Origin of the sequence: Pseudooceanicola endophyticus (assembly GCF_018760365.1) — a bacterium.
Classification (GTDB): Bacteria; Pseudomonadota; Alphaproteobacteria; order Rhodobacterales; family Rhodobacteraceae; genus Pseudooceanicola; species Pseudooceanicola endophyticus.
Genome location: NZ_JAHIAB010000005.1, coordinates 161,533 through 172,295 on the forward strand (window position 1 = coordinate 161,533; position 10,763 = coordinate 172,295).

The 10,763-nt window shown below is 69.6% G+C and carries 8 protein-coding genes; all 8 read left to right on the top strand.

Annotated features, from left to right (window positions below):
• Window positions 1-47: 47 nt before the first annotated feature.
• The 8 genes from KM176_RS10810 (at window position 48) to KM176_RS10845 (ending at window position 10,756) form a co-directional block, all read left to right on the top strand.
• On the top strand, window positions 48-806 hold the full coding sequence (locus tag KM176_RS10810) for a SapC family protein (RefSeq protein WP_160896035.1): 759 nt from the start codon (window positions 48-50) through the stop codon (window positions 804-806).
• Window positions 806-2,281, top strand: a complete 1,476-nt coding sequence (locus tag KM176_RS10815; RefSeq protein ID WP_160896034.1) for a tryptophan halogenase family protein — start codon at window positions 806-808, stop codon at window positions 2,279-2,281. Before KM176_RS10810 ends, KM176_RS10815 begins: the two co-directional genes overlap by 1 nt.
• A gap of 147 nt (window positions 2,282-2,428) precedes the next feature.
• Complete coding sequence (locus tag KM176_RS10820; RefSeq protein ID WP_160896033.1) at window positions 2,429-3,376, top strand: TAXI family TRAP transporter solute-binding subunit; 948 nt, start codon at window positions 2,429-2,431, stop codon at window positions 3,374-3,376.
• Between the two features lie 57 nt (window positions 3,377-3,433).
• Window positions 3,434-5,527 (top strand): TRAP transporter permease, encoded by a 2,094-nt coding sequence (locus KM176_RS10825; RefSeq protein WP_160896032.1) that lies wholly within the window; start codon window positions 3,434-3,436, stop codon window positions 5,525-5,527.
• On the top strand, window positions 5,524-5,895 hold the full coding sequence (locus tag KM176_RS10830; protein ID WP_160896031.1) for a DUF1850 domain-containing protein: 372 nt from the start codon (window positions 5,524-5,526) through the stop codon (window positions 5,893-5,895). Before KM176_RS10825 ends, KM176_RS10830 begins: the two co-directional genes overlap by 4 nt.
• A complete protein-coding gene (locus KM176_RS10835; protein WP_160896030.1) occupies window positions 5,892-7,691 on the top strand; it encodes a sensor histidine kinase in 1,800 nt (599 codons plus the stop codon). Before KM176_RS10830 ends, KM176_RS10835 begins: the two co-directional genes overlap by 4 nt.
• Window positions 7,688-8,992 carry a sigma-54-dependent transcriptional regulator gene (locus KM176_RS10840; RefSeq protein WP_160896029.1) on the top strand — a complete coding sequence of 435 codons (1,305 nt, stop codon included), beginning with the start codon at window positions 7,688-7,690 and terminating at the stop codon, window positions 8,990-8,992. Before KM176_RS10835 ends, KM176_RS10840 begins: the two co-directional genes overlap by 4 nt.
• A 222-nt stretch (window positions 8,993-9,214) precedes the next feature.
• Complete coding sequence (locus KM176_RS10845) at window positions 9,215-10,756, top strand: phytoene desaturase family protein (RefSeq protein WP_160896028.1); 1,542 nt, start codon at window positions 9,215-9,217, stop codon at window positions 10,754-10,756.
• Window positions 10,757-10,763: the final 7 nt, after the last annotated feature.

The window sequence follows — 10,763 nt, forward strand, 5'->3', positions numbered from 1 at the left end:
CGGGTCACATCACCAGACGCTGACGAATTTCGAGGGAGGAAGATTCCGTGGCCAAGCAGTTGATGATCTACGAACGTGCCGTGCCCGTCTCGTCCGAGCGGCACCGGGACTGGTCGCTTCAGACCGGGCGGGCCTACGGCTTTGCGAAGGAGGTGAACTCGGTCCCGCTGCTGGCGGCGGAATTCATCGCCGCCGCCACGGATCATGCCATCGTCTTCGCCGGCGATGCCGAGGCGATCTTTCCCACGGTGATCCTGGGGATGCGCGCCAACGAGAACGCCAATGTCGATGCAGCGGGCAACTGGACCGGCGGCTACATTCCCGCCTTCCTGCGCCGCTATCCCTTCGTCTTCTCGCGCGGGGCCGACGGCAAGACCTTCACCCTGTGCATCGACGAGGAATACGAGGGGTTCAACAAGGACGGCAAGGGCGAGCGGCTGTTCGACGCCGAGGGGGCGCGCACCCGCTACCTTGAGACCATGCTGACCTTCACCCGGGAATACCAGGGCCTGTTCGAACGCACGCAGCTTTTCTGCAAGCGCCTGAAAGAACACGACCTTCTGAAACCCGCCCAGGCGCAGTTCAGCCTGCCCGGCGGCCAGTCGGCGCAGCTGGGCGGCTTCTTCACCATTGATCGGGACAAGCTGAAGGCGCTGCCGGCCGAGACCCTGGCGGAAATGGCGAAAACCGATGAGCTGGAGCTGTGCTACGTGCACCTGCAATCGCTCAACAACCTGACGCCGATGGCCCGCAAGGCCGCCGCCGCCGAGGCCGAAGGCGCGCCCCTGGTCACCGAAGACGCCTGATGCGGGTCGTCATCGTCGGCGGGGGATCGGCGGGCTGGATCGCCGCCGCCACCCTGCAGGCGCATCTGAACGGGACCGGCCCCGGGCCGGTCTCGATCAGCGTGGTCGAGAGCCCCGACACCCCCCGGATCGGCGTCGGAGAGGCGACGATCCCCACCTTCCGCGACATGCTGCGCCGCTTCGGCCTGTCGGAACGGGCCTTCCTGTCGGCCTGCGACGCCAGCTTCAAGCATGGCATCCGCTTCGATGACTGGTCGGGGCCGGGCACGCGCTGCCTGCATCCCTTCCACCGCCACGCCCTGCCCCGCGACATCGCCGCGCGCTGGCTGGAAAGCGACGGGCGGACCCCATTTGCAGAAATCGTCAGCGCGCAACCCGCGCTGATCGACGCCGGACGGGCGCCCCGCGCCGCCGGCGGTCCGGATTTCTCGGGCCCGATCCCCTATGCCTATCACCTTGATGCCGAGAAATTCGCCGAACACCTGGCCGGGCACCTGGCCGGGCGGGGCGTGCACCGGATATCGCTGCATGTGCAGGGGATCGAACGCGACGAAAACGGCCTTGTCACCGCGCTGAGCGGCGCGGACGGCACCCGGCTGGAGGCCGACCTCTGGATCGACTGCACCGGCTTTCGCGCCCTGCTGAACCACGACGGCGGCTGGATCTCCTATCGCGACCGGCTGCTTTGCGACCGCGCCGTCACCCTGCGCATCCCCGAGCCCGAGCGCAGCTTCACCCCCGCCCCCTTCACCCGCGCCCGCGCGCTGTCCGCCGGCTGGAGCTGGGACATCGGCCTGCGCCAGCGGCGCGGGCGCGGCTATGTCTATGCCTCTGCCCACCTGTCGGACGACGATGCCGAAGCCGAGCTGCGCGCCGAGGAAGGTCCCAAGGCCAAGGGGCAGGACGCCCGGGTGATCCATTTCGACCCGGGGCGCCGCGCCGCCCCCTGGCAGGGCAACGTGGTGGCCATCGGGCTTGCCGCCGGTTTCCTTGAACCGCTGGAAAGCACCGGGCTTTATCTGGCCGATTACGCCGCCCGCGTCCTGTGCGAGATGTTTCCCGCCGCCCCGGGCCACCCGATGGCGCCGCTTGCGCGCCGCTACAACCAGCTGCTGGGCGAAATGCACGACGATCTGGCCGATTTCCTTGGGCTGCACTACGCCGTTGCGCAGCGGCGCGACACGTCCTTTTGGCGCGCCGCGCCGCTGGCCGCACGCCGCTCCGACCGCCTTGCCCATCTGCTGGAGCTGTGGGAACTTCGGCCCCCCTCCTTCGCCGATTTCTCGCAGCGCTTCTCGCCGTTTTCCCATGCGGCATGGGAGTTCATCCTGCTCGGCATGGGCTGGCGCCCCGAGGGGCTACCGCCCGGTCCGCTGCCCTGCCCCGCGCCGATGGAGACGCTGACCCGCCAGATGCTGAACCAGCTGCCCCATCACGGGATGCTGCTGCGCCGCCTCGCGCCGGAACCGGCCTGAACGCGGGGCGAAATTCTGCCAGGGGCGGGGCGAAACGTTGCGATGAATTCGCCCGAAACGGGAAATTAACCCATTGCGCCCGGCCCTTCGCCGCCCAACAATGCCCGCACGACGTGCGCCCTGCGCACCCGTTTCTGGGAGGAAATCATGATCAAGACCCTTGGGCTCGGCGCTCTGCTCGCCGGCAGCCTTGCGCTGTCCGCACCTGCCGCCATGGCCACCGAATTCATCAACGTCCTGACGGGCGGCACCTCGGGCGTGTACTACCCGCTGGGCGTGGCGCTGTCGGACATCTACGCACAGAACATTCCGGACGCGAAGACCCAGGTCCAGTCCACCAAGGCCTCGGTCGAGAACCTGAACCTGCTCCAGCAGGGCCGCGGAGAGATCGGCTTTGCACTCGGGGACTCGGTCAAGGACGCCTATGAGGGCAATGCCGACGTGGGCTTCACCAAGCCGCTGACCAAGCTGCGCGCCATTGCCGCGATCTATCCGAACTACATCCAGATCGCCGCCACCGCCGCCTCGGGCGCCAAGACCGTGACCGACCTGAAGGGCATGAAAGTGTCCGTCGGCGCGGCGAAATCCGGCACCGAGGTCAATGCCCGCAAGATCCTGGGCGCCCTTGGCATGAGCTATGACGACCTCGGGAAGGTCGAATACCTGCCCTTCGCGGAATCCGTCGAGCTGATGAAGAACCGCCAGCTGGATGCGACGCTGCAATCCTCGGGGCTGGGCTCGGCGGCGCTGAAGGACCTGAGCTCGACCCAGGACGTGACCTATGTTTCCGTCCCCCCCGAGGTGGCCGAGAAGCTGGGCGCGCCCTATGCCGCCGGCACCATTCCGGCAGGCACCTACCCGGGCCAGGAGGCCGACATCCCGACGCTGACGATCACCAATATCCTGGTGACCTCCTCGGACGTCTCGGATGATCTGGCCTACCAGATGACCAAGCTGCTGTTCGAACATCTGGACCAGATGAAGGCGGCCCATGCCGCCGCCGGGGCGATCGACATCGCGAATGCGGTGAAGAACTCTCCGATCCCGATGCATCCGGGCGCCATCAAGTACTACAAGGAAAAGGGCCTGATGTAAGGCGCGACCCGGCGGAGGCGGCCCCGCGCCGTCTCCGCTTCCGGGGGGAGGAACACCATGACCGATCATTCGCATGACACCGCCACGGCGGAAACCGCCGAGCTGCACGATCCGCTGGCCGAAAGCTTTCCGCCCGGGGCCGTGGGGCGCTTCCTGTTCTGGCTGGCCGTCGTCTTTTCCGCCTACCAGATCTCCATCGCGGCGCATGTGATCGACCTGCCCAGCCAGGTGATGCGAGCGGTCCACGTGGGCTTCCTGATGGCGCTCGGCTTTCCGCTGCTGGCCATCGCCAAGAAGATGGGGCCGGTGGGCCGCGCCCTGTGCTGGACGCTGGCCGCCGCCGGGGTCGCCGTTGCCGCCTACCAGTGGATCGAATACACGCCGCTGCTGTTTCGGGCCGGCGATCCGAACCTGCCGGACCTGATCGCGGGCTGCGTCGCCATCCTCTGCGTCTTCACCGCCGCCTGGATGCTGATGGGCCCGGCCCTGCCGATCATCTGCGGCGTCTTCCTGGCCTATGCCTTTCTTGGCCAATATGCGCCCGGCGCCATGCAGACGCGCGGCTATGCCTTCGAACAGGTGATCGAGCAGATCGCCTATGGCACCGAAGGCATCTACGGCATCCCGACCTATGTTTCAGCCACCTACATCTTCCTCTTCATCCTGTTCGGCTCCTTCCTGGAGAAGGCCGGGATGATCAAGCTGTTCACCGATGTCTCTCTGGGGCTGGTCGGGCACCGGATGGGCGGCGCCGCCAAGGTCTCGGTGCTCTCGTCGGGGCTGATGGGCACGATCTCGGGCTCGGGCGTCGCCAATGTGGTGACCACCGGCCAGTTCACCATTCCGCTGATGAAGCGCTTCGGCTACCGCCCGGCCTTCGCCGGGGGCGTCGAGGCGACCTCCTCCATGGGGGGCCAGATCATGCCGCCGGTGATGGGCGCCGTCGCCTTCATCATGGCCGAGACGCTGGGCGTGCAATACGTCGAGGTCGTCAAGGCCGCCCTTGTTCCGGCCGTCCTCTACTTTGCCGCGACCTTCTGGATGGTGCATCTGGAAGCCGGCAAGCGTGACCTGCGCGGCCTCTCCGCCGACGAGATGCCCTCGGCCCGCAAGGCGCTGAAGGAGGGCTGGTATCTGGTCCTGCCGCTGGCGGTGCTGGTCTGGCTGCTGTTCTCGGGCTACACGCCGCTTTTCGCGGGCACCATCGGCCTGGCGCTGACGGGTCTGCTGATCCTCGGCACGGCGGTCGCGATGGGCATGTCCTCGACCGTGATCCGCGTGGTCTTCTGGGTGGCGCTTGGCCTCTGCGCCTCGGCCTTCTTCAAGTTCGGCATCAACGCGCTTCTGCTGCTGCTGGCGCTGCTGGTGGCGATCAACGCGCTGAACAAGGGCGGACGCGAGACGCTGGCGATCTGTCGCGACAGCCTGGCGGACGGCGCCAAGACCGCGCTGCCCGTGGGCATCGCCTGCGCGCTGGTCGGCGTGATCATCGGCGTTATGACCCTGACGGGGGCCGCCAACACCTTCGGGCAGTTCATCGTCAGCGTCGGCCAGAACTCCCTGTTCCTGTCGCTGATCCTGACCATGATCACCTGCATCATCCTGGGCATGGGGATCCCGACGATCCCGAACTACATCATCACCTCCTCCATCGCCGGGGCCGCGCTGCTGGATCTGGGCGTGCCGCTGATCGTCAGCCACATGTTCGTCTTCTACTTCGGCATCCTGGCGGACCTGACGCCGCCGGTGGCGCTGGCCTGCTTCGCCGCCGCCCCCATCGCCAAGGAAAGCGGTCTGAAGATCAGCTTCGAGGCGATCAAGGTTGCCGCCGCCGGCTTCGTCGTGCCCTTCATGGCGGTCTACACCCCGGCGCTGATGCTTCAGGACGGTGGCGCCCTGGCTGCGGACATCGGCTACTGGCCCGCCGTCGCCTATGTGATCGCGAAGGCGCTGGTGGCGCTTGGCCTCTGGGGCGTCGCGGTGATCGGCTGGCTGGGCCGCCCGCTGCGGCTTTGGGAACGTGCGGTCTCAATGGTGGCGGCCTTCACGCTGGTCGCGGCCCTGCCGATCACGGACGAGCTGGGCTTTGCCCTGGCGATCCTCTTCGGCGGCTGGCTGTGGTGGCAGCGCCGGACGCGGGTGGCGGCATGAGCAGCTGCCTGATGGCGGGGGCGATGATGATCGCCCTCGGCGCCTCGGGGCAGTTCACGCTGGAATGGACCCATTCGGTCGAGCGTGAAGACTGGCGCGAGACCTGGGAAGTGACCGCGGCCAACCGCCTGCACCTGGTCGAAGCCGCGGTGAAGGGATCGGGCGCCGGGATGGAACCCGGCCCCGGCGGCCATTTCGCCGATGGCTGGTGGGTCTGGACGCCGACGCTGGGGCCCGTGCCCGCGCTGGTGCTGGCGGCCTCGGGCGACACGCCTTCGGCCTGGCACCTGTGCAGCGAGGCAGGCTGCACCGATCTGGGCGCCACCGCGCAGACCCCCATCCACCTAAGCCCCTGCCCGGGATCATGAGCCGCGCGCCCCGGCGCCATGCCCTTGCCCGCCGCCTTCGCACGGTCTGGCGGCGGCGCCTCGCGGCGGTGGTCGTCGGCGCCGCGCTTTGTGCGACGCTGGCCTGGCAGCTGGGCCAGATGCAGCTGCACGAGGCGCTGGAACAGGCCCAGCTGCTGAGCCACCGCGCCCTCAGGACCGAGATCGACCGCTTCCGCTACCTGCCCCGCGTCGCCGGAGAGGACGCCCGCGTCCATGCCGCGCTGACCCGTCCCGGGGATGCCGGCGCGGTCGCTGCCGCCAACCGCTACCTCCAGACCGTCACCGCCCATGCCGGGTCGGACCGGCTTTACCTGCTCGACACTGCCGGGGTCACCATCGCCTCTTCGAACTGGCAGGATCCCGACAGCTACGTCGGCCATAATTACAGCTTCCGGCCCTATTTCCGCGACGCGCTGCGGGACGGGCGCGGCAGCCTCTATGCCATCGGCATCACCACCGGAGAGCCCGGCTACTTCATCTCGGCCCGGATCGAGGATGCGGCGGGGCGCCCCCTTGGGGTGATGGTGGTCAAGATCGACCTGCGTCCGCTGGAGCGCGCCTGGGCCGAGACCGGCCAGCAGGTCGCCGTGACCGATGCCTATGGCGTGGTCTTCCTGACCGGCCAGCCCGGCTGGCGCTACCGCCCGCTGCATCCGCTGGAGGACGCCGCACTGGCCCGGATCGAGGCCTCGCGTCTTTATCCCGGGGCCGATCCCGGGCGGGCCGATCCGCTGCTGGGACCCGGCGCGCGGGTGATGATCGCCGGCGCCGGCCCCGGCGCCACGCTGATCGGCCCGAAGGTCGAGGACGGCTGGCAGCTGATGACCGCCGCGCCCCTCTGGCCTGCGCGCACCGGCGCCGGGATCACCTTCGCCCTGGTGGTGCTGGCGGGCATCCTGGGCCTGGGCCTTGCGGACATGCGCCGCCACCGCCGCCGCCTGATCGCCCTGCGCCTGCGCCAGACCGAGGTGATGGAGCGCAAGGTGAGCGAACGCACCGCCGCCCTCAAGCGCGAAGTCGAGGCCCGCACCCGCGCCGAGGCCGATCTGCGCGCCACCCAGGCGACCCTCGTGCAATCCGAGAAGATGGCGGCGCTCGGACGCATGTCCGCCGCCATCGTCCATGAGGTCAGCCAGCCGCTGGCCGCCATGGAGGCGACCCTGACCGCCGCCGAATTCAGCCTGTCGCGCGCGCCCGAACAGACCGCCGCCCGGCTGCAATCGGCGCGCGGGCTGATCCGGCGGATGCAGCGGATGACGAAGCACCTCAAGAATTTCTCCCGCCGGGAGGTGGCACCGCTGGCGCCTGTCTCGGTCACATCCGTCGCACGCTCTGCGTTGCAACTGGCGCAGCCGCGCGCCGACCGCGCCGGCATCCAGCCCCGCCTTGTCGCCCCCGAAGGGCCCCTCAGGGTCCTGGCCGGGCAGGTGCGGTTGGAACAGGTGCTGGTGAACCTGCTGCACAACGCCATCGAGGCGGTGGAGCCGGGCCAGGGCGAGGTGACGCTGCTGCTGCAACCGCAGGACCACCGCCTGCGCATTGCCGTGCGCGACAACGGCCCCGGCATCGACCCCGAGATCCTGCCGCGCCTGACCGAACCCTTCTTCTCGACCAAGATCGGTGGCGAGGGGCTGGGCCTGGGTCTTGCGATCTCCTCCGAGGTGGTCCAGCAATTCGGCGGCGCGCTGGAGATCGGCGCGGCCCCGGGCGGGGGCGCCGAGATCGCGGTGGTCCTGCCCCTGCTGACAGGCCAGGAGGAGGAGACCGCCGCATGAGCGCGCTCATTCATGTCGTCGAGGATGACGCCGACCACCTTGCCGCGCTCTGCGATCTGGTGCAGGCGGCGGGCTACCGGGCCGAGGGCTTTGCCGACGGGCTGAAGGCCATGGCCGCACAGACCCGCCCCGATCTGGTGCTGAGCGACCTGCGGATGCCCGGCATGGATGGCCAGGCGCTGCTGGCCGCCGCCCGCGCCCGCGATCCCGACTGCCCGGTGATCCTGATCTCGGGGCATGGCGACCTGCCGCAGGCGGTGGCGGCGATGCGCGCGGGGGCCGAGGATTTCCTGGAAAAGCCCTATGACGGCATGCACCTGATGATGGTGATCGAACGCGCCCTGCGCGCCCGTGCCACCCGCGCCGAGGTCGGGCGGCTTCAGGACCGCATCCAGCGCAGCGAAGCGGGCGGGCTGCTGGGCCAGTCCGCCGCCATGAGCGCGCTGCGCGCCCGCATCGGCGCGCTCGGGCCCACGGACCTGGACATCGTGGTGACCGGAGAGACCGGCACCGGCAAGGAGCTGGTCGCCCGCGCCCTGCATGACGCCAGCCCCCGCGCCCGGGGCCCCTTCATTGCGGTAAACTGCGCGGCCCTGCCCGAAAGCCTGTTCGAGATCGAGGTCTTCGGCCACGTCGCCGGCGCCTTTCCCGGCGCGCAGGACAAGCCCGGCAAGCTTGAGGCGGCCTCGGGCGGGACACTGATGCTGGACGAGGTGGAGGCGATGCCCGCCGCGCTGCAACCGAAGCTGCTGCGCGCGCTTCAGGAACGCGCGGTCGAGAGGCTGGGGGAAAACCGGCTGCGCCCGCTCGACCTGCGGATCATCGCCACCTCGAAGACCGACCTGAAGCCGCTGACGCTGGACGGCAGTTTCCGCGCCGACCTGTTCTGGCGCCTTGCCGGGGCCGAGATCGCGGTGGAGCCGCTGCGCGCGCTCGGAGAGGATATCGTGCTGCTGTTCAGCCATTACGCGGGCCTGGCCGCCAGCCGTCATGGCCGCGCGGTGCCCGATCTGAACTATGCGCTGCGCCAGCAGCTGCTGCGCCGCCCCTGGCCCGGCAATGTCCGCGAGCTGAAGGCGGCCGCCGAACGGCTGGCCCTGGGGCTGGACCTGCCCGATGCCGCCCCCGCCCCCGGCGCCGAGGCCGATACCCTGGCGGAACGCGTCGCCGCCTTCGAGGCCCGGGAGATCCGCACCACGCTGGAGCGCTGCCGGGGCAATACCGAACGCGCGGCCCGGGCGCTTGGCGTGGCGCGCCGGACCCTCAACGACAAGATCAGCCGCTACGGAATCCGCCTCTGACCGCATCGCGCGAACACCGGCGGGCCCTTGCTATCCAGACGGATTTTCAGGCGAAATCCCGCCTGCCCGAGGGGCATCCCGGACGGCTTTCCCCCCGCCACTTGGACCACCCCGCCCGGAGGCATAGCTAGATCCCAGCCGCGTCCGCACGAAGGCGACCGGCAGCAAGGGAGACAGGGCCAGGGCACGAAGCCGCGGCCCCACAGCGGAGTGAACAGGCGCATGAGCGAACGGATCGTCGTCATCGGATCGGGTATCAACGGGCTAGTGGCCGCGGCGGATCTGGCCGCCAATGGCAAGCATGTGCTGGTGCTGGAACGCGGGCCGACCCCCGGGGGCGCCGTGCGCACCGAAGCGCTGACCCTGCCGGGCTTCCGCCATGACGTGGCGGCGATGAACCTTTCGGCCTTCGCGGCCTCGGACTTCCTGAAGCGCCACGGTGCGGTGATGGCGCGCAACGGCCTTGATCTGGTCCGGGTCGACCGCCCCTTCGCCCAGGCGCTGGAACCGGGCGATCATGTCGGCATTTCGACCAGCCTGGACGAGACTCTGGCCAGTTTCGAAAGCCGCGCCGACCGCACCGCCTGGCGCGAGATGCTCTCGGACTACCCGGACCGCGCGGGGCTGCTGCGGCAGCTTTTCACCGCGCCGGTCTCGGCGCCGGCACTGGCAAAACTGGGCCTTGCCTCCTGGCGCCGGCTGGGACGGCGCGGCACGCAGGATCTGGCGAAATTCCTGTTCTCTTCGCCGCGCGCCTGGGTCGAGGAGCGTTTCGAGGATCCCCGCCTGCGCACCACGCTTGCGGCGGCGGGCCTCAACATGGATTTCGCCCCCGACATCTCGGGCGGGGCGGCGCTGCCCTACCTTGAGGGGATGGGGGGCCAGAAGGACGGCATGGTGATCGGGCGCGGCGGCGCGGACACGGTGACCCGCGCGCTGGTCGCGATGATCGAGGATCACGGCAGCGAAGTGCGCTGCAACGCCGAGGTCAGCGCGATCCGCCACAGCCATGGCCGCGTCAGCGCCGTGGTGGTCAACGGCGAAGAAATCGAGGCCGGGCACGTGCTGGCAAACCTGGCGCCGCGGCACCTGGCGCGGCTGACCGGGGGCACCGGCAATCCCCGCTACGACCGGGGCCTTGCGCGCTATGCCCATGCCCCGGGCACGATGATGATCCACCTTGCGCTGGACGGCGCAGTGCCGTGGCAGGCCGGGGCGCTGAAGCGCTTTGCCTCCGTCACCATCGGGCGCAGCATGGACGACAGCGCGCTGGCCTACCAGCAGGCCCGCGCCGGTCTTCTGCCCGAACGCCCGGTGGTGGTGGTCGGCCAGCCCAGCGTCTTCGACCCCACGCGCGCGCCGGAAGGCAAGCAGGTCCTCTGGGTGCAGGTCCGCATGGTGCCGGCGCTGGTGAAGGGCGATGCCGCGAAGCAGATCACCGGCACCGACTGGTCCGAGATCGCAGACGCCTATGCCGATCGGGTCCTCGACCTGATCGAGGAACAGGCGCCGGGGCTGCGCGGGCTGATCCTTGGGCAGAAGGTGGTTTCCCCGCTGGATCTGGAGGCCGGCAATCCCAACCTCGTCGGGGGGGATCAGGCCGGCGGCTCGGCGCATCTGAACCAGAACTTCGCCATGCGCCCGGTGCCCGGCTACGCCAGCGGGCGCACCCCGGTGAAGGGTCTGCACCTGGTCGGCGCGGCCTGCTGGCCGGGGGCGGGCACCGGCGCCGCATCAGGGTTCCTGACGGCCCAGAGGGTCTGAGCCCCGC

Coding starts and splice junctions, on each gene's coding strand:
- KM176_RS10815 (WP_160896034.1), top strand. CDS start 806: ATGCGGGTCGTCATCGTCGGCGGGGGATCGGCGGGCTGGATCGCCGCC.
- KM176_RS10820 (WP_160896033.1), top strand. CDS start 2,429: ATGATCAAGACCCTTGGGCTCGGCGCTCTGCTCGCCGGCAGCCTTGCG.
- KM176_RS10825 (WP_160896032.1), top strand. CDS start 3,434: ATGACCGATCATTCGCATGACACCGCCACGGCGGAAACCGCCGAGCTG.
- KM176_RS10830 (WP_160896031.1), top strand. CDS start 5,524: ATGAGCAGCTGCCTGATGGCGGGGGCGATGATGATCGCCCTCGGCGCC.
- KM176_RS10835 (WP_160896030.1), top strand. CDS start 5,892: ATGAGCCGCGCGCCCCGGCGCCATGCCCTTGCCCGCCGCCTTCGCACG.
- KM176_RS10840 (WP_160896029.1), top strand. CDS start 7,688: ATGAGCGCGCTCATTCATGTCGTCGAGGATGACGCCGACCACCTTGCC.
- KM176_RS10845 (WP_160896028.1), top strand. CDS start 9,215: ATGAGCGAACGGATCGTCGTCATCGGATCGGGTATCAACGGGCTAGTG.